Below are 21,282 nucleotides of genomic sequence, written 5' to 3'. Positions count from 1 at the left end.
CCTTGGATTACGGGGCAGACGTCGGGTTAGAGCGATGCTCTAATTTCGAGACAATCCAGTTCAAGAAGCAAGCTTGGCAGGATCGCCACAAACGGTCCTGAGATTTTCAACGTTTAGAAGACAACGAAGGTTGAGCATGCTTCCCGATACAAAATTCAGGACTGTTACAGAAATTTTGTTGTTTCGCGGCAAGGTCGAACCGGAGAAGACGGCATTCATTTTTCTCGAGAACGGTGAAGCGGAACTGACTCGACTCACGTTCGGCGACCTGGACAAGCGGGCTCGCGGCATCGCCGCCAGGCTGCAAGACATCGCGCAACCGGGCGATCGCGTCCTTCTGGTCTATCCGCCCGGGCTGGAATTCATCTGCGCATGGGTCGGGTGCCTGTACGCCGGCCTGATCGGCGTACCGGCCTATCCACCGCGCAGGCATCGTCCCGCCGATCGTCTCAAGGCCATCGTCGCCGACGCCACGCCGGTCGTCGCGCTGACCGACGCAGCCACGCTCGACGGCATCGCGCATCACGCGGACGGCTATTCCGACACGCTGGAACTGAAGATCCTGGCGACGGACCAGCGCTTCGACGCGCCGGCCGAACAATGGCGCGCACCGGAAATCACGCCGCAGACGCTGGCGCTTCTGCAATACACGTCAGGCTCCACCGGTACGCCGAAAGGCGTGATGATCAGCCACGCGAACATCCTGAGCAATATGGCGGTGATCGCCGAGGCGAGCGATGCCGATGCATCGACGGTGTTCGTCAGCTGGCTCCCGGTGTTTCACGACATGGGTTTCTTCGGGAAGGTGCTGCTGCCGATCTATCTCGGTGTGCTGTCGGTGCTGATGGCGCCCGCGGCGTTCGTGCAGAAGCCCTTCCGCTGGCTGCAGGCCATCACGAAGTATCGCGGCACGCATTGCGCCGCGCCGGATTTCGCGTATGACCTGTGCGCGCGCAAAGTCTCCGACGAGTCCCGCGCGCAGCTGGATCTGAGCAGCTGGCGGGTTGCATTCAACGGCGCGGAACCGGTGCGCGCGGAGTCGGTGGCGCGTTTTTCGCACGCATTCGCCGCATGCGGCTTCCACGCGCACACCATGCGCCCGGTCTACGGGATGGCCGAGGCGACCTTGTTCATCTCCGGTCAGCCGGCACGCTCGCTGCCGCTCGTCGCGGACTACGACGCCGACGACCTGGCACACGGCGTGGCGACGAAAAGCGACACGGGCAAGCGCCACGCGCTGGTCTCATGCGGCCGGACCTGGGCGGAGCACCGCCTGCGGATCGTGAATCCGGATACCGGCGAGCGCTGCGCGCCCGGCCGGATCGGCGAAATCTGGCTGACCGGCCCGAGCGTCGGCGTCGGCTACTGGAACCGCGCCGAGGAAACGGAGCGCACCTTTCGCGCGAAGCTGGATGGCGATGACGCGCGCTACCTGCGCACGGGCGATCTCGGCTTCGTCGACGGCGAGGACCTCTTCGTCACCGGCCGCTTGAAAGACCTCATCATCGTCACCGGCCGCAATCACTACCCGCAGGATCTCGAGCAATCCGCCGAGGGCAGCCACCCCGCGCTGGCGCCCAACGCATCGGCGGCGTTCTCGATCAACGTCGATAACGTGGAGCGGGTCGTCGTCGCATGTGAAGTGCGCCGGGAAGCGCTCAACACCCTGAACGCGGAAGCCGTCGCCACGGAGATCCGGCGCAAACTCGCCGAAGAGCATGACGTCGATCTGTATGCGGCTGTCCTGTTGAAGCCCGCCACGATCCTGCGCACGTCCAGCGGAAAAATCCAGCGGAGCCGGATCAGGCAGGCATTCCTCGATGAACAGGGGCTCGCGATCGCGGGCGAGTGGCGGCGTGCGTTCTCCGCGGAGTACGCGCCCTCCACGGCCGCGGCACGCGACACGCAAGCGCTGGTGCAATGGTGCATCGAGCGTGTCTCGCGCCTGTCGGGAATCGATTCCGGCAAGATCGACCCCGATGCGCCGTTCAGCATCCATGGGCTCGATTCGAAGGACGCCATCATGCTCTCGGGCGAGTTGCAGGACTGGCTCGGGCGGCCGGTTTCCCCTACCGTCGTCTACGATTTTCCGAGCATTTCCCTGCTGGCGCGCCATTTGAGCGGCACCGGGAATGCCGTGCCGGACCAGGCGCCCGGCTCGGCCGAAGCACGCGCGGATATCGCGATCGTCGGCATGGGATGCCGTTTCCCCGGCGCCGGCAATCCCGACGCATTCTGGCAGCTTCTACTGGAAGGCCGGGACGCGGTCGGTGCGTCGACGAAGCGCGCCGCCGACCTTCCGCCCACCGGGCTGCTGGAACAGGTCGACCAGTTCGACGCGGCATTCTTCGGCATCAGCGCCCGCGAAGCCGAATCGATGGATCCGCAACAGCGCCTGCTTCTCGAGGTTGCCTGGGAGACGTTCGAGCATGCGGGAATCGCGCCCCGCAGTCTCGCCGGCGGACGCACCGCGGTCATCGTGGGCATCAGCAATTCGGACTACATCCGCCTGGCGCAGGAAGAAGTCGCGGACGTCGGCCCTTATGTCGCGACGGGCAATGCGCTCAGCGTCGCCGCCAACCGCATTTCCTACACGCTCGATTTGCGCGGCCCGAGCTGGGCGGTCGATACCGCGTGTTCGTCGTCGCTCGTCGCGGTGCATCAGGCGTGCCGCGCGCTGCAGCGCGGCGAGTCCGATGCGGCGCTGGCCGGTGGGGTCAACCTGATTCTTGCGCCGCAAGTGAGCGACTCCTTCACGCAAGCGGGCATGCTTTCGCCGGATGGCCGATGCAAGGCGTTCGATGCGGCAGCAAACGGCTATGTGCGCGGCGAAGGCGTGGGCATGGTGCTGCTCAAGCGGCTCGACGATGCACTCGAGAGCGGCGACACCGTGTTCGCCGTGATTCGCGGCTCGGCGGTAAATCAGGATGGACGCAGCAATGGCCTGACCGCGCCCAATGGCCCGGCCCAGCAGGCCGTGATTCACGGTGCGCTGCGCGATGCCGGCGTACGCGCGCAGGACATCGGCTTCGTCGAGGCGCACGGTACGGGAACGCCGCTCGGCGACCCGATCGAGTTGAACTCGCTGACGGCCGTCCTGAGTGAATCCCGTCGGCCGGACGATCATTGCTGGATCGGTTCGGTCAAGACCAACATCGGCCATCTGGAGTCGGCGGCGGGCATCGCCAGCCTGATCAAGACCGCCCTTGCGCTACACCATCGCGCCATTCCGCCGAACCTCCATTTCCGGTCGATCAATCCGCAAATCGCGCTCGACGGCACGCCCTTCCGCATTCCGCAGCAGGTCACGCCCTGGCATTCGGAACACGGGCCGCGCCTGGCCGGCGTGAGCTCGTTCGGCTTCGGCGGCACCAACGCGCACATGATCCTGTCCGAAGCGCCACGGCCCGCAGAGATCGAAGCCGACCCGGCGGCGCCCGCGGCGCGCGTCGTGACGTTCTCCGCGCGCACGCCCGAAGCGTTGCAGGCGCTGGCTGCGTCCTATGCGGCCTATCTCGATGCCCATCCCGAGGTCCGTGTTCAGGATGTCGCGTTCACGGCAAATACCGGGCGCACCCACTTCACGCGGCGAGCGGCCATCGTCGCATCGAGTCTCGACACGTTGCGTTCGCAACTGGATACCGTTTCGTCCGGCGAGCCTGCGGAAACACCGCCTGCGGTGACATTCCACTTTTGCGCCGACGACGGCGGCAGCACCGACGCGGTTCGGCAATTGCGCTCGGCCTGCCCCGCTTTCGATGCGCTGATGCAGCGGCAATCCGAGGCGGCCGGGCTCGTCCCCGCCGAAGCCGGGTTCACGGCATTCCAGCGCGCGCTTGCGCAACTGTGGATGTCGTTCGGCATCACGCCGGGTGCCGTCGGCAGCACCGGCGACGGGCATCGCGCCGCTGCCTCGTGGGCGGACGTGCCGCAGGCGCCGGACGGCGGTGCGGCGGGACACCACGGCATCGTGATCGAAATCGGCACACATACGGCCGCGTGGGACACGATCCTGCACACGCTCGCCGCGCTCTACGTACGCGGCGCGTCCGTCAACTGGGATGCCGTGGAGCAGGACGCACCGCGCCGCCGGCTCGCCCTGCCGACCTACCCGTTCGAGCGTCGCGGTTTCTGGATCAGTCCGCGTGCGCCTCGGCATCCGTTGCTCGGGCGCCTCATGGAGCAGCACGCGCATGCGCCGGCCACGTGGATCTGGCAATCGCGTCTCGATGCGCCGGCAACCACCTTTCTCGGCGGTCATCGCGTCAAGGGGTCGCCCGTCCTGCCCTATTCCGCCTTTGTGGAAATGGCACTGGCGGCAACGACGGAAATCGGCGCCGCCGGCCATACGACGTTGAAGGACCTCGCACTGCATGCGCCGTTGCCGCTGCATCCGCATGAATCGCGCACCGTGCAGACCGTGCTGAGCCGCCGGTCCTGGGGACCGTTTTCGTTTGCCGTCTATCACCGGATCGAGGACACCAGCGCCGCCGCGACATGGCAGATGTGCGCGAGTGCCGAAATTCACGAATCGGATCGGAGCCACGCATGAAATTCGGCCTGATGTTCTTCGCCAGCAGTGAAGAGGCGCTGTCCGGCAACAAGTACCAGCTCGTGATGGAGAGCGCGCGCTTCGCCGATGCGAACGGGTTCTCCAGCGTCTGGGTGCCGGAGCGCCATTTCACCGAATTCGGCTCGCTGTACCCGAATCCCGCCGTGCTGCACGCCGCGCTCGCCGCTGCCACCCAACGCGTGAAGCTGGTCGCTGGCAGCGTGGTCGCAGCGCTGCACAACCCGATCCGGATCGCGGAAGAATGGTCCATGGTGGACAACCTGTCGAACGGCCGCGTGGGCGTGTCGTTCGCCTCCGGCTGGAATCCGGACGACTTCGTGTTCGCCCCGGACAAATATGCGAGCCGGCAGGATGACATGCTGACCACGATGCGCGCCGTCCAGCATCTGTGGCGCGGCGGCACGCTGGATGCGACGAACGGCGTCGGCAAGCCGGTGCGGTTGCGCGTCTATCCGACGCCGGTGCAGCCGGAACTGCCCGTCTGGGTGACTGCCGCGAGCAATCCGCAGACGTTCGTGCGCGCCGGCGAAGTCGGCGCCAACCTGCTGACCCACGTGCTCGACCAGGATCGGGACCAGCTCGCGCACAAGATCGCCCTCTACCGCGAGGCACGCGCGAAGCATGGCTTCGATCCGGCGGCCGGCACCGTGTCCGTGATGCTGCACACGTTCGTCGGCGCCGATGCGGCGCAGGCGCGCGAACAGGCGCGTGTGCCGTTCTGCAACTACATCCGCAGCAATATCGGGCTGTTGAACGGGCTGGCGCAGAGTCGCGGCCAATCGGTCGACGTGCGCGCGATGGGCGCGCGCGAACTGGACGAGTTCGTCGAGTTTCTCTATGAACGCTTCGCGCAATCGCGCGGCCTCATCGGCACGCCGGAAACCTGCGTCGAACTGGTACGGGATCTCGAGTCGATCGGCGTGGATGAAGTGGCCTGCCTGCTCGATTTCGGGCCGCCGGTCGAGTTGATCCTCGGCAATCTTCCGCAGTTGCGTCGACTGCGCGAGATGTGCGCCCCCAGGCGAACCGCCGCGCCGACGCGATTCGATGCCGCCGAGGTGCAGGCCCGCTGCACCGGAACGACGTCGGGCACGGACTTCAACGGCGAAATCCGGCAGCACGGCGTGCAGATCGACGGCGTGTTCGACGCGATCCAGCAAATCTGGCGCACGACCGGCGAGGCGCTGGGGAAAATCAGCCTGCCGGCCGACGCGCTGGCGTCGTCGCAATACCAGGTACACCCCGCCTTTCTCGACGCGTGCAGCCGCGTGCTCGCCGCCGCCATCGATCCGGACGCGCTGGAGTCGGGCGACCTGTACCTGCCCAGCTCGATCGGCGCGGTACGGGTCCATCAGCCACCGTCGTCGACCGATGCATGGAGTCACGCCACGCTGCGCAAGCCGATCGGACACGGCGCGCTGGAGGGCGACATCCGCGTCCACGACCTTGCGGGGCGACTGCTGATCGAGATCGATGCGCTGCGGTTGCAGCATGTGCGCGCGGGGCGCGCCGTCGAGCGGCACGACTTCGCCGCGCTGCTCTATCAACGCGTCTGGAGACCGTCGAACATCGACACGGCAACCGCCGGTTCGGCGCAGGGCGAGTGGCTGATTCTCGCGGACCGTGGCGGCGTGGGCGCACAGCTGTCGGCCCTGCTGGAAAGCGCGGGCGATAAATGCACGCTGCGCTTCGCCGACACGACGCCGGAACTGCCCGCGCCTGACCGCCCGCTGAAAGGCGTCATCCATCTGTGGAGTCTCGATCTCGCGCCCGCCGACATCGCGGCGAGACGGCGTGCCAGCGCGAGCGTGCTGCACCTGGTCAGGGCGCTGGCGTCACGCGCGCCGTCAGCCCGGCAAGCGCGTCTGTGGCTGGTGACGTCAGGCGCGATGAATGTTCTGGATGGCGAATCGATCGCGGTGGCGCAGGCCCCGCTGTGGGGATTGGGCCGGGCGATCGCGGTGGAGCATGCGGCGCTGTGGGGCGGGCTCGTCGATCTTGATCCCGCACAACCGTCGGCGGCGGACATCGTGCACGCGGTACAGGCTGGCGGCCGTGAAGACATGATCGCGTTTCGCCGCGACCAGCGCTACGTCGCGCGCATCGCCCGCGACAATCGCGAACTCGTCAGCCACCGGCCGATCCGGTTCCACGATGACGCGACCTATCTGGTGACCGGCGGGCTCGGCGGGCTCGGCCTGCGGCTCGCGTCCTGGCTCGCCGACAACGGCGCCGGGAAAATCGTGCTGCTGGGGCGCAGCGAGCCTTCCGCCGCGGCCGGGAAAATCCTGCGCACGCTCGACGCGCGGTTCATTCGCGCCGATCTGTCGCGTCGCGAGGACGTCGAGCAGGCGCTCGGTGAAATCGCGCATTCGATGCCGCCGCTCAAAGGGATCTTTCACCTCGCCGGCGCGCTCGACGATGCGTTGCTGACGCGCCAGGACGACGACTTCTTCCATCGCGCCGGCAGCGGCAAGGCCGACGGCGCCTGGTATCTGCACGAGCTGACGGCCGACTTGCCGCTCGACCATTTCGTGCTGTTCTCGTCGATGGCCGCGCTGATCACCATGCCGGGCCAGGGCAACTACGCGGCGGCGAACAGCTTCCTCGACGCCCTCGCACAGCATCGGCACGCGCAGGGGAAACCGGGGCTCAGCGTCAATTGGGGGCCGTGGGCGGAGATCGGCCACGCCGCCACCGACTACGGACGGCGCGCGCACGAACAGCTGGGCGCGCTCGGCGTCGGCACGCTGCCGCCCGAACTGGCCATCGCGACGCTGGAACGGCTGATGGCGTCCGGCGTCGCCCAGTCCGGGGTCGCGCAAATCGACTGGCCGACCCTGTTCCAGGTCGATGCGCCGGCCGCCGGGTCCGCGCTGTTTTCCGAGCTGGCGCAACCGGCCGCGCAGCCTGCGCAGCAGGAGACGGCCTTGCTGCGACAGCTGCATGCGTGCGCACCGCGCGAGCGGATCGCGCTCATCACCGACACGCTCGCGACGACGCTGGCCGAGACCTTGCGTCTTTCCGGCCCCGACGCCATCGCGCCCGAGCAATCGCTGCTCGATCTCGGCCTGGATTCGCTGATCGCGCTCGAACTGACCGATCGCCTCACCAAGGTGTTCGGACGACCGTTTCGCGCGACGTTGTTCTTTTCCTATCCGAACCTGCAGACGCTCGCCCAGTACGTGCTCAACGAACTGTCGCCGTCGCTCCCCGCGCCGTTCGTCGACGAAGCATCCGACGACCTCGACGAGGACGACCTTTCCGAACTGATCGCCCAGGAGATCGGCGCCCAATGAACGCCAAGGCCACGCATGCACTGAAAGCCGCGCTCGACGAACTGCGCCTGCGGCGCGCGGAAATCGCGGCGCTGCGTTCGGACCGCAACGAACCGATCGCCGTCATCGGCATGGCTTGCCGCTTCCCCGGCCGCAGCGATACGCCGGACGCGTTCTGGCAATTGCTCGATGGCGCGCGCGATGCCGTCACCGAAGTGCCGGGTGAACGCTGGGATATCGATCGCTATTACGACCCCGATCCGTCCGCGCCCGGCAAGATGGCGACCCGCCACGGTGCCTTTCTCGAACGCGTGGATCAATTCGACGCGGCGTTCTTCGGGATCGCGCCGCGCGAAGCGACTTACCTCGATCCGCAACAACGGCTCCTGCTCGAAGTGGCGTGGGAGGCGCTCGAGAACGCCCATCTCGCGCCCGAGCGCTTCCGGCAGTCCGCCACGGGCGTGTACGTCGGCATCACCTGCTTCGACCATGCGATCCAGGTGTCCAATGCGTCGATGCCGTCGAGCAGCTACGCCGGCACGGGCAGCGCGCTGAACATGGCCGCGGGCCGGCTGTCGTTCGTGCTGGGCCTCACCGGCCCGAGCATGGCGATCGATACCGCCTGCTCGTCCTCGCTGGTGTGCCTGCACCTGGCCTGCGAAAGCCTGCGCTCGCGCGAAACCGGCATGGCGCTCGCGGGCGGCGTCAACCTGATGCTGTCGCCCGAGGTCATGGTCAGTTTCTCGCAAGCGCGCATGCTGTCGCCGGACGGACGCTGCAAGACCTTCGACGCGGCGGCGGACGGCTATGTGCGCGGCGAAGGGTGCGGCATGGTGGTGCTCAAGCGCCTCGCCGACGCGCTCGCCGACGGCGACCGGGTGCTCGGCATCGTGCGCGGCACGGCGGTCGACCAGGGCGGCGCAGGCGGCGGGCTGACCGTGCCGAGCCGCGATTCGCAGGAACGGGTGATCCGCCGCGCACTGAACCAGGCCGGCCTCGCGCCCGGCGACGTCTCCTATGTCGAGGCCCACGGTACCGGGACATCCCTCGGCGACCCGATCGAGGTCGAAGCGCTGGCCGGCGTCTACGGCGCCGGGCGCGCGGCGGGCGAGCCGCTCGTGATCGGTTCGGTCAAGACCAATATCGGGCATCTGGAGTCGGCCTCCGGCATCGCCGGCCTGATCAAGGTCCTGCTGTCGTTCGAGCACGACCGGATTCCGGCGCACCTGCATTTCACGCAACCCAATCCGCATACGCCGTGGCAGGACATCCCGATCCGCGTCGCGGCCGATCCGGTCGCGTGGCAGCGCGGGGAACGCAGGCGAATCGCCGGGGTGAGCGCGTTCGGATTCAGCGGCACCAATGCGCACGCGATCGTCGAGGAACCGCCCGTCGCGCCAACGCACGCCGCGCAGCGCGCGCTGCTGCTGCTGTCGGCCCGATCCGAAGCGGCGCTGGCGGCGCTCGTGCAACGCTACGAGCGCGCGATCGCCGGCGCGACGCCGCAGGAGCTGGCCGCCATCTGCCGCGCCGCCGCCACCGGGCGGAATCACTATCCGTTTCGCGCGGCCTATGTATCGGGCGTGAGGGAACCGTCGGCGGCAGCGGCGCGCACGGGCAAGGCGTTGCGCATGGGCTTCACGTTCGGCGTGCCGGACACCGGCGTCGCGCGCGCGCTCCACGCGTCGGAACCGCTGTTCCGCGACGCGTTCGCGCGTTGCTCGGTGCCGCTGGAGGCACTCGAGACCGACGCGGGCCGCTTCGCGATCCAGTTCGCGTGGGCGGAACTGTGGAAGGGATGGGGCATCCGCCCGTCCGTCGTGTCGGGCCATGGCATCGGCGAATATGTCGCGGCCTGCGTGGCAGGCGTCGTGAGCGTTGCCGACGCGCTGCGCCTCGTGGCCGCCCGCCCGGATGCCGAAGCGTTACGCGCGGTGCTTCAGGACATGCCGTTCGCACGGCCGTCGGTTCGCCTGATTTCCGGCTGTCTCGGCACCGAAGTGACCGACGAGGTGACACACCCGCAGTACTGGTTGCAGCTGGCCGGGGCGTCGGATCAAGCCGACGCGCCGCACACGCCGGAGGGGCTCACGGACGGCTGGCTGCCGCAGCCCTGCGCCGGCGATGCATTGGAGCACGCACTCGCGGCGCTGTACGTGCAGGGCGGGCAGTTCGACTGGAGCGCACTGTTCCCGGCGCCTGCCCAGCCCGCCACGACCCTGCCGAACTACCCGTTCGAGCGGCAGCGCTTCAGCCTGGAGAAGATCCAGTCGCCCGTCGTCGGCATGGATGCCGGCAGCATCGACGCAGCGGTGCGGCACCTCAAGTCGTCCGGCAAGTACCCGGAAGACGTGCTGAACGCGTTTCCGGATCTGCTCAGGACTGCGTTCGCCCCCGCCGAAACCGCCGCGTCGAACGCACATTCGCTCTATCACGTGGTGTGGGAGCCGCAAGCCGCGTTGCCGGCGGCACAGGTCGCCGCCGACGCGTCCCCGTGGCTGATCTTCGCGGACGCGAGCGGTGTCGGCGAGCGGCTCGCGGCGCTGCTGCGGGGGCTCGGCGCCTCCTGCTCGCTGGTCCGCCCCGGCCTCGACTATGTCGCCGACGTGGAAACGGGCTGGCAGGTCGCGCCCGAGCGGCCGGACGATTTCGTCCGCCTGCTGAACGAGACCGCCGCCGCCGGCCAGCGCATCGTCTTTCTATGGGCGCTGGACGAAGCCGTCGGCGAGACGCGCATGTCCGCTGCCCTGCTGCATCTCGTGCACGCGCTGGTCGGCGGCGAGCGCGAGTGGACGCCTTCGACCCGGCCCAGGATCTCGGTGGTCACGCGCGACGCGGTGGAAGCCGGCGAAGCGCCGCACGTATCCGGGCTCGCCCAGGCTGCGCTGTCGGGCCTGGCACGCGGGGCGATGATCGAGCATCCGGAATGGTTCGGCACCGCGATCGATCTCGACCCGGCCGCGCCGGAAGACGAGACGCAGGCGCTGCTTCAGGAGATGCTCGGCGAGAGCCGCGAGGAACAGGTGGCGTTGCGGCACGGCGCGCGCCATGTCGCGCGCCTGAGCCCGCTCGCGCAAGCCGAAACCGCCGCGCTGCCGGTCGACCCGGACGCGGCCTACCTGATCACCGGCGGGTTCGGCGCGCTCGGACTGCACACCGCCCGGTGGCTGGCGGCGCGCGGCGCACGCACGCTGATCCTGGTCGGCCGGCAAGGGGCCGCGAGCGACGAGAGCCGGCAGGCGATCGCCGAACTGCGTGAGCGGAACGTATCGCTGCGCTGCGAGCGCCTCGATATCGCCGACCCTGCGGCGGTCGCCGATTTCTTCGCTACGCTCCGGCGCGACGGCGTGCCGCTGCGGGGCATCGTGCACGCGGCCGGCATCGTCGGCTACAAGCCGATCATGCAGGTCGAGCGCGAGGAACTGGACGCGGTCCTGCAACCGAAGGTCGCCGGTGCGTGGCTGCTCCATCAGCAAAGCGAGCACTTCCCGCTCGATTTCTTCATCCTGTTTTCGTCGATCGCGTCCGCGTGGGGTTCGCGTGAGCAGGCGCACTACAGTGCCGCGAACCGCTTCCTCGACGCGCTCGCGCATCATCGCCGCGGCCAGGGCCTGCCGGCGCTGAGCGTGAACTGGGGCCCCTGGGCCGAAGGCGGCATGACGTTCCCCGAGGCGGAAGCGCTGCTGCGGCGCGTCGGCATCCGGTCGCTGGCGGCGGATCGCGCGCTCGACGTGCTGAATCGCCTCCCCGCCGTGCCCCAGGTCGCGGTCGTCGATATCGACCTGGCGCTGTTCCAGGGCTCCTACGAGGCGCGCGGCCCCAAGCCCTTCCTCGACCGCGTGCGGGTAGCCGGAAGCCCGCCAGGCGCGCCGGCGATGCCGGCGTTGAGCGAGGCATCGCCGCGCGAGCGAAAGCGCCTGCTGGCGGACAGCATCGATCGCGCGGTTGCCCAGGTGCTCGGTTACGACGCGGGGACGCTGGATCGCGATCTCGGCTTCTTCGAGATGGGCATGGATTCGCTGATGGCGCTCGACGTGCGCACGCACCTCGAAAATGCGCTGGGCATCCCGTTGTCGGTCGCGCTGCTGTTCGATCATCCGACGGTCAACGCCCTCGCGGATTTCCTGGCGGAGCAGGCGTCCGGCACGGCGCCGGACGCGCACGCGGCACCGGCGCAAGCCGTGCCGCCGCAGCCGCGGCCGCTCGCGCCGGCCATCGAGGCCCGCGAGGCCGGCACGCCGGAGCCGATCGCGATCGTCGGCATGAGTTGCCGGTTTCCCGGCGCCGCGCACGATCTCGACGCCTACTGGAATCTGCTGAACGACGGGGTGGATGCGATCTCCGAAGTGCCGCGCGAGCGCTGGGACATCAACGCGTACTACGATCCCGACCAGGAAGCGCCGGGGCGGATGTACTGCCGCTTCGGCGGTTTCCTCGACGACGTCGATCAGTTCGATCCGGCATTTTTCCGCATCACGCCGCGCGAAGCGGCCGCGATGGACCCGCAGCAGCGCCTGTTACTCGAAGTCAGTCACGAAGCGCTGGAGCATGCCGGCATTCCGGTCGACCGTCTCAAGGGCAGCCGGACCGGCGTCTTCGTCGGCATCACCACCAACGATTACGCGAACCTGCAGCTTCGCAACGGCGGCGGCAGCGGCATCGACGGCTATTTCTTCACCGGCAATCCGCTGAACACGGCGGCCGGCCGCATCTCCTATGGACTGGGCGTGCAGGGGCCGAGCATGGCGATCGATACCGCCTGCTCGTCGTCGCTCACCGCGATCCATACCGCCAGCCAGAATCTCCGCAGTGGCGAGTGCGATCTCGCCATCGCGGGCGGCGTGAACCTGATCCTGTCGCCGGACAACTCCATCGCCGTCTCGCGCACGCGGGCGCTGGCGCCGGACGGCCGCTGCAAGACCTTCGACGCGTCCGCGGACGGCTTCGTGCGCAGCGAAGGCTGCGGCGCGCTGGTGCTCAAGCGCCTGTCCGATGCGCTCGCCGCGGGCGATCGCGTGCTGGCCGTGCTGCGGGGTTCGGCCGTCAACCACGACGGCGCGTCGAGCGGCTTTACCGCGCCGAACGGACGCGCGCAGGAAGCCGTGATCCGCCAGGCGCTGGGCGGGCTGCCCGCCGCGTCCATCGATTACGTGGAAGCGCACGGCACCGGCACCCCGCTGGGCGATCCCGTCGAGTTGCAGGCACTGGCGACGGTGTTCGGCGCAGGCCGCGACGAGGGCCGGCGGCTGCGCGTCGGCTCGGTGAAAACCAACATCGGCCACACGGAATCCGCCGCCGGCATCGCGGGGGTCATCAAGGTCGTGCTGTCGCTGAACCACGACCGCCTTCCCGCCCACCTGCATTTCCGCCAGCCGAGCCCGCTGGTGCAGTGGGACGCGCTGCCCATCGAGGTCTGCGCCGAGGCGAGCGCGTGGCCGCGCGGCGAGCGGCCACGGCGAGCCGGCGTCAGCGCGTTCGGCGCGAGCGGCACCAATGCCCACCTGGTGCTCGAAGAAGCGCCCGCGCCGGCGCGGCCGGTGACACAACCCAAGCACAAGGTGCATCCGCTGGTGCTGTCGGCCAAGACCCCTGCGGCGTTGCGCGAGCTGGTCGGGCGCTATCAGCGGCGGCTCGAAGCCGAACCCGGTCTCGACATCGCGGCCGTGGCCTTTTCGGCGGCGAACGGCCGCTCGCATTTCGCGCATCGGCTGGCGCTGCCGGTGACGTCGCTCGACGACGCCATCGACAAGCTGCGCGCGTTCCACGCGAAGGAACCCGCCGGCGCGGCGCAACCCGCCCCCCGCGTGAAGATGGCCTTCCTGTTCACCGGCCAGGGCTCGCAATACGCCGGCATGGGCCGCCGTCTGTACGACGCGTACCCGGTGTTCCGCGACGCCATCGACCGCTGCCGCGCGGTGGCCGATTCGCTGCTCGACAAGCCGTTGCTCGAGGTGCTGTCGGCCCCGGGCGAGGACATCCACCAGACCGGCTACAGCCAGCCGGCCCTGTTCTCGCTGCAGTACGCGCTCACCACGCTGCTGGCGTCGTTCGGTGTGGTGCCCGACGCCGTGATGGGCCACAGCGTCGGCGAGTACGCGGCGGCTTGCGCGGCCGGCGTCTTCTCGCCGGAAGACGGCCTGCGGCTGATCGCCGAACGCGGCCGGCTGATGCAGGCGTTGCCCCGCGACGGCGAGATGGCGGCCATTTTCACCGACCTCGCCACGGTCGAGCGCGCGATCGAAGCGTGGCCGCACGAGGTCGCGGTGGCGGCCGTCAACGGTCCGGCGAGCATCGTGATCTCCGGCAAGCGCGAGCGCATCGCGATGCTGGTCGACGCGTTCGCCGCGCGGGACATCCGGTCCGTGCCGCTCAATACGTCGCACGCGTTTCACTCGCCGCTGCTCGAGCCGATGCTGGACAGCTTCCAGGCCGCGGCGAAAGCCGTGCCCGTCGCACGCCCGGCGATCCCGTTCTATTCGAATCTCACGGGCGCCGTGATGGACGACGCGCCCACCGACACGTACTGGCGCCGCCACTGCCGGGAGCCGGTGCAGTTCGCGAGCAGCGTCGAGCGCCTCGCCGAAGCCGGTTTCAACGTGCTGGTCGAAATCGGCCCCAAGCCGGTGCTCGTCAACCTGGCCCGCGCGTGCTGTGCGCCGGACGCCGGGATCCAGTTCCTTGCCCTGCAGCGGCCGCAAGTCGAGCAGCAAGCGCTGATCGAAACGCTGTCGAGCCTGTATGCCCGCGGCGTCGATGTCGACTGGGCCCCGACCGAAACACCCGCGCCCGCGCGCGTCGCATTGCCGTCCTATCCCTTCCAACGCAGCCGTACCTGGTTCCAGAAAGCGGACATGTCCATGACTCAGACAAGCGCATCACCCATCGCCGTAGCACCGACGCACAATCGCAGCGGCGAGGTTCTCGAATGGCTTCGCGGCAAGATCGGCGAATTGATCCAGGCCGACCCCGCCACCATCAACATCGAACTGCCCTTCCTGGAGATGGGCGCCGACTCGATCGTGCTGATCGAGGCCATCCGGCACATCGAGGCAGAGTACGGCGTGAAGCTGGCCATGCGCCGCTTCTTCGAAGACCTGGCGACGGTGCAGGCGCTCGCCGAGTATGTCGCGGACAACCTGCCGGCGGCCATCGCACCGTCCGAGGCCGCGTCCGAGGCCGTGGCAGAACCGTCCACGGCGGCGGTCGCGGTCGCGCCGTCCGCTGAGCTGCTTGCGCCGCTCGCCACCGCCCCGGTGGAATGGGTGGCGGCCGAAGGCGGCTCCACGGTCGAGCGCGTGTTGCGGGAGCAGAATCAGCTGCTGTCCCACGTGATGAGCCAGCAGATGGACCTGCTGCGCACGTCGCTGACCGGCCAGGCCGGCGTCCGGCCGGCGACGGTCGCCGCGCAAGCCGTCGCGAGCACGGCGAGCGTTGCACCCAAGGCCGCGATCGCGGCCCCGGCCGCCGCGCCCGCAGCGAAGCCCGCGCCTGCAACTGCTGCGGCGCCCGCGGCCGACAATGCGCCGCCCAAGCCGATGATGCCGTGGGGCAGCCCGGTCCAGCAGCGGGCGCGCGGCCTGTCCGCCGTGCAGCAGGAGCATCTCGAAGCGCTGATCGTGCGCTACACGACGCGCACCCGGAAATCGAAGGACTCGGTGCAGGCGTCGCGCCCGGTGCTGGCCGACAGCCGCGCCACGGTCGGCTTCCGCTTTTCGACCAAGGAGATGCTGTATCCGATCGTCGGCGATCGCGCGGCCGGTTCGCGGCTGTGGGACATCGACGGCAACGAGTACATCGATTTCACGATGGGCTTCGGCGTGCATCTGTTCGGTCACACGCCGGATTTCATCCAGCACCAGGTCACCCGCGAATGGCAGCGCCCGCTCGAGCTGGGCGCGCGCTCCAGCCTCGTCGGCGACGTGGCCGCGCGCTTTGCCCGCGTGACCGGCCTCGATCGCGTGGCGTTCTCGAACACCGGCACCGAGGCCGTCATGACCGCCATGCGGCTCGCGCGCGCCGTGACCGGACGCGACAAGATCGTGATGTTCACGCATTCGTATCACGGCCATGCCGACGGCACGCTCGCCGCGGCGAACGCGGACGGCGTGACGGAAACCATCGCCCCGGGCGTGCCGTTCGGCTCGGTGGAGAACATGATCCTGCTCGACTACGGCAGCGACGCCGCGCTCGAGGCCATTCGCGGCATGGCGTCGACCCTCGCCGCCGTAATGGTGGAGCCGGTGCAGAGCCGCAACCCCTCCCTGCAGCCCGTCGCGTTCCTCAAGGAACTGCGTCGCATCACCGAGGAGGCCGGCGTCGCACTGATCTTCGACGAAATGATCACCGGCTTCCGCGTCCATCCGGGCGGCTCGCAAGCCATGTTCGGCATCAGGGCCGATCTCGCGACGTACGGCAAGATCATCGGCGGTGGCCTGCCGCTGGGCGTCATCGCCGGCACCAGCCGCTTCATGGATGCCATCGACGGCGGCATGTGGACCTACGGCGACCACTCGTTCCCCGCCGCGGACCGCACCGCGTTCGGCGGTACCTTCTGCCAGTATCCGCTCGCGATGGCGGCCGCGCTGGCCGTGCTGGAGAAGATCGAACAGGAAGGCCCGGCGCTGCAGGCCGCGCTCAACGAACGCACCGCGCAAATCGCCGACACGTTGAATGCGTTCTTCGTGGAGGCCGAGGCGCCGATCAAGGTCACGTGGTTCGGCTCGATGTTCCGCTTCGAATTCACCGAGAACCTCGACCTGTTCTTCTATCACATGCTCGAAAAGGGCATCTACATCTGGGAATGGCGCACCTGCTTCCTGTCCACCGCGCATACGGATGCCGATATCGACCGCTTCATCCGGGCGGTGAAGGACAGCGTCGCCGACCTGCGCCGGGGCGGTTTCATCCGGCCGCACTCGAAACACGGCACGGTGGCCGCGCTGAGCGAAGCGCAGCGCCAGCTGTGGGTGCTGTCGGAAATCGATCCCGAAGGGTCGCTCGCCTACAACGTCAACACCACCCTCGAACTGAACGGCCGGCTCGACGAAGCCGCGATGCGCGCGGCCGTCCAGAGCCTGGTCGATCGGCACGAGGCGCTGCGCACCACGGTGATGGCGGACGGGTCGGGCCAGATCGTGCAACCGTCGCTGAAACTCGAGATTCCGCTGATCGACGCGGACCCGGACGCGTGGCGGGACCACGAAAGCCGCCAGCCGTTCGACCTGGTGAACGGTCCGCTCTTTCGGGCCGCGCTCGTGCGCCTGGGCAGCGAGCGTCACCTGCTGGTGATGACGGCCCATCACATCATCTGTGACGGCTCGACGTTCGGCGTCCTGCTCGAGGATCTGGCCCGCGCGTATGCCGGTGCGGCGCCGGCCGCAGCGCCGCTGCAGTTTCGCGCGTACCTGAAGCAGCTCGACGGCCAGCGCCACAGCCCGGAAACGAAGGCGAATCGCGAGTACTGGCTGGCGCAATGCGCGCGTCAGGCCGCACCGCTGAATCTTCCGGTGGACTACCCGCGGCCCGCGGTGAAGACGTTTCACGGCGAGCGCGTGTCGCTGCATCTGGACGCCGCGGCGGCCGCGACGCTGCGCACTGCGGCCCGTCAGAACGGCTGCACGCTCTACATGGTGCTGCTCGCGGGCTTCAATCTGTTCCTGCACCGTGTCGCCGGCCAGCAAGAGATCGTCACCGGCATCCCGGTGACCGGCCGCTCCGTGGCCGGCAGCGATCGCCTCGCCGGCTACTGCACGCATCTGCTGCCGCTGCGCTCCACGCTGCCCGAGCAGGCCACCGTGGCCAGCTTCCTGGCCGGCACCCGGCAGAACCTGCTCGACGCGCTCGAGCACCAGGATTACCCGTTCGCCGAGCTGGTGCGCGAAATCGGCGCACAGCGCGATCTCAACGCCGCGCCGCTGGTCTCGGCGGTCTTCAACCTCGAACCCGTGTCGGCGCTGCCCGAACTGCCGGGCCTGACGGTCGGCCTCGTTGCGCCGCTGATCCGCCATACCGCGTTCGATCTGAACGTCAACGTGCTCGACGCGGGGCAGGCACTCCTGATCGATTGCGACTACAACACCGATCTGTTCGACGCGAGCACGGTGCAGCGTTTCCTCGAAATCTACCGGACCCTGCTGACGCGTCTCGCTGACGATGCGTCGGCCGCCGTTGCCCGGCTGCCGTTGTCGAGCGATGCGGAGCGGAACCTGCTGACCGTCGAGTGGAACCAGACCGACACGGATTTCAGCGAAGCCGCCACGCAACCGCTGCATCGCCTGTTCGAACAGCAGGTCGAGCGCACGCCCGATGCCGTCGCTGCCGTCTTCGATGACCAGGCGCTCACCTACGCCGAACTCAACCTGCGCGCCAACCGCCTCGCCCACCACCTCATCGCGCTCGGCGTCGGCCCCGATGCACTCGTCGGCGTCGCCATGGAGCGCTCCCTCGACATGAGCGTCGCGCTGCTCGCGGTCCTCAAGGCCGGCGGCGCCTACGTCCCCGTCGACCCCGACTACCCCGCCGAGCGCGTGCGCTTCATGATCGACCACGCGCAGCTGCGCTGGCTCCTCACCCAGCAGCATCTGCGCGCCACGCTGCCTGAGACCGACGCCCGCGTGATCGTCGTCGATACCGACGAACTCGGTCTCGACGCCGCTGCTACGTCCAACCCCGCGCCCGCGCTGAACGGCGACAACCTCGCCTACATGATCTACACGTCCGGCTCGACCGGCCGCCCCAAGGGCGCGCTCAACACCCATCGCGCGATCACCAACCGCATCCTCTGGATGCAGCACGCCTACGCGCTCGACGCCGACGATGCCGTGCTGCAGAAGACCCCGTTCAGCTTCGACGTCTCGGTCTGGGAACTCTTCTGGCCGATCGTCACCGGCGCGCGCCTCGTGTTCGCCCGCCCCGGCGGACAGCGCGAGACCGACTACCTGGTCGAGCTCATCGAGCGCGAACGGATCACCACGATCCATTTCGTGCCGTCGATGCTGCGCGCGTTCCTCGACCATCCGGACCTCGACGCACACTGCTCATCGCTGCGCCGCGTCGTGTGCAGCGGCGAGGCGTTGCCCCACGACCTGCAGCAGCGTTGCCTCGAGCGCCTGGACGTCAGGCTCTACAACCTCTACGGCCCCACCGAGGCCGCTGTGGACGTGACCGCATGGGAATGCCGGCGCGACGATCCGCACCGCATCGTCCCGATCGGCCGGCCCATCGCCAACACCCGTCTCTACATCGTCGACGCGCAGATGCAGCCCACGCCGGTCGGCGTGGCCGGCGAATTGCTGATCGGCGGCACGCCGGTCGGGCGCGGCTACCACGGCGAACCCGAACTGAGCGCCGAGAAGTTCATCGCCGATCCGTTCTCCGCCGACCCGCTCGCGCGCCTCTACCGCACCGGCGATCTCGCGCGTTACCGCCCCGACGGCAATATCGAGTTCCTCGGCCGCATCGATCACCAGATCAAGCTGCGCGGCCTGCGCATCGAACCCGGTGAAATCGAGGCGGTGCTGACTTCGCACCCGCTGGTCGATGCCGCTGTCGTGGCGCTGCGCGGCGTGGACGACGGCGCGAGACTGGTCGGATGGCTGTGCTCGTCGCACCCCGAAGCCGAACTGGTCGAAGCGGTGCGCGGCCACCTGCGGCAACGGCTGCCGGACTACATGGTGCCCTCCGCGTTCGTCGTCGTGACCGCGTTCGAGCATCTGCCCAACGGCAAGCTCGATCGCGCCAGGCTGCCCGAACCCGGCGACGGCCTGGACCACGTTGCGCCCGTCAACGCGCTCGAAGCGCAGTTGACGGCAATCTGGCAGGAGGTCCTCGGCAAGACGCGGATCAGCACGACCGCCAATTTCTTCGAGCTGGGCGGCAATTCGCTCCTGGCGACGAAGGTCGTCGCGCGTATCCGTCGCGATCTTCATGCGAAGCTGGAAATCCGCAGCCTGTTCGCACTCCCCACCATCTCGAGCCTCGCGAAGCGCATCGCCGATACGCAGCCGATCGATTACGCACCGGTGACGCCGCTGCCGGCGCAGGCAAGCTACGCGCTCTCTCCGGCCCAGACGAGGCTGTGGGTCCAGGATCGTCTCCATGCGGCGCAAGCCGGCGGGCCGCTGCCCACGTCCCTGCTGTTCGAGGGCGTGCTGGACGTGGACGCGCTCGTGCGGGCGTTCCGCGCGTTGAGCGAGCGTCACGAGATCTTGCGCACGCGTTTCGTGCTGGAAGGCAACCAGCCGGTCCAGCACGTGCTGCCGCCCGGCGAAGCAGCGTTCCCGGTCGAGGTCGTGGATCTGCAGGATGCCGAGGACCGGGATGCCCAGGCGATGTCGATCCAGGCGAGCGAACGGCTCGTGCCGATGGATCTCGCGACCGGCCCGCTCTTCCGCGTCAAGCTGCTCAGGCTCTCCGAAGTCCGTCACGTCTGCATCTGCACGATGCACCACATCGTGAGCGACGGCTGGTCCACGGAGGTACTGCTCGACGACCTGTCCGCGCTCTATGACGCATTCGTCCAGCGTCGCGACAATCCGCTGCCCGCACTCCCGATCCAGTACAAGGATTACGCCGGCTGGCTGAACCACCTGCTTGCCGGGCCGGAGGGCGCGCGCATGAAGGACTACTGGCTGACCCGGCTGGGCGGCGGCCTGCGCGCACTGGAACTGCCGGGTGACGTCGAGCAGCCGGCCGCGCCGAGCTGGAAATCCTGGCGATTCGAACTGCCCGCCGCCGAGACGACGGCGCTGGAATCGCTCGGCAAGCGCCACGGCGCGACCCTGTTCATCGCGCTGCTGTCCGCCATCAAGGCGCTGTTCTACCGCCGTTCCGGCCAGGAGGACATCGTCGTCGGCACGCCGGTCGCGGGCCGCGAGCTGCCCGAACTCGAGTCGCAGGTCGGCCCCTACCTGAACGTGCTGGCGCTGCGCGATCGGGTCGCCGGCGACGACCGGTTCGACACGCTGCTGACCCGGGTGCGGGACACCACCCTCGAAGCGTTCTCGCACCCGCTGTATCCGCTGGATCGCTTGCTCGACGAACTGCACATCAAACGCGTTGCAGGGCGTAACCCGCTCTTCGACATCGGCCTGACGCTGCAGAACCAGCAACAGGGCCCCGTCGATCGCTACGCGGGACAAGTGCACATCGCCGAGCTGCCGGACCACGACCTGCAGGGCGCGGACACGGAAGCCGCGACGGACTTCTGGTTCCTGGCCGAACCGCGCGCCGAGGGGCTCGCGATCCGCGTCGTCTATCACGCGGGGCGGTTCAGCGAGGCCCTGGTGCAAGGCCTCGCCGACGAACTGACGTCCGTCATCGGCGAAGTGCTTGCCAATCCGGGCGTTCGCATCCGGAACCTGACCCTGGGACAACGCGCGCTGCACGCCGACGCCCGCCAGCCCACCGTCGAACTCAGCGCATTCTAAGGAG

Annotated in this window: 3 protein-coding genes; all 3 read left to right on the top strand. The window is 68.6% G+C overall.

All coding sequences use genetic code 11. From position 1 onward, the window contains the following. Positions 1-136: 136 nt before the first annotated feature. Genes G3O06_RS04160 through G3O06_RS04150 form a run of 3 tightly spaced genes read left to right on the top strand, consistent with a single transcriptional unit; the run spans position 137 to position 21,278 of the window. Positions 137-4,552, top strand: coding sequence for a beta-ketoacyl synthase N-terminal-like domain-containing protein (locus tag G3O06_RS04160; RefSeq protein WP_205815118.1), 4,416 nt, complete (start codon positions 137-139; stop codon positions 4,550-4,552). Beyond that, positions 4,549-7,872 (top strand): type I polyketide synthase, encoded by a 3,324-nt coding sequence (locus G3O06_RS04155; protein WP_205815117.1) that lies wholly within the window; start codon positions 4,549-4,551, stop codon positions 7,870-7,872. The genes G3O06_RS04160 and G3O06_RS04155 overlap by 4 nt, the downstream gene beginning before the upstream one ends. Beyond that, on the top strand, positions 7,869-21,278 hold the full coding sequence (locus tag G3O06_RS04150; protein ID WP_205815116.1) for a non-ribosomal peptide synthetase/type I polyketide synthase: 13,410 nt from the start codon (positions 7,869-7,871) through the stop codon (positions 21,276-21,278). The genes G3O06_RS04155 and G3O06_RS04150 overlap by 4 nt, the downstream gene beginning before the upstream one ends. Positions 21,279-21,282 lie beyond the last annotated feature (4 nt).

This window comes from Burkholderia sp. Ac-20345 (genome assembly GCF_017104825.1).
Classification (GTDB): domain Bacteria; phylum Pseudomonadota; class Gammaproteobacteria; order Burkholderiales; family Burkholderiaceae; genus Burkholderia; species Burkholderia lata_B.
Note: the sequence above shows the minus strand (reverse complement) of the source record. Positions and strands in the feature narration are given on the sequence as shown.

What these genes read in the sequence shown, in the direction of transcription:
- G3O06_RS04150 (WP_205815116.1), top strand. Translation starts at nt 7,869, where the DNA reads ATGAACGCCAAGGCCACGCATGCACTGAAAGCCGCGCTCGACGAACTG.
- G3O06_RS04155 (WP_205815117.1), top strand. Translation starts at nt 4,549, where the DNA reads ATGAAATTCGGCCTGATGTTCTTCGCCAGCAGTGAAGAGGCGCTGTCC.
- G3O06_RS04160 (WP_205815118.1), top strand. Translation starts at nt 137, where the DNA reads ATGCTTCCCGATACAAAATTCAGGACTGTTACAGAAATTTTGTTGTTT.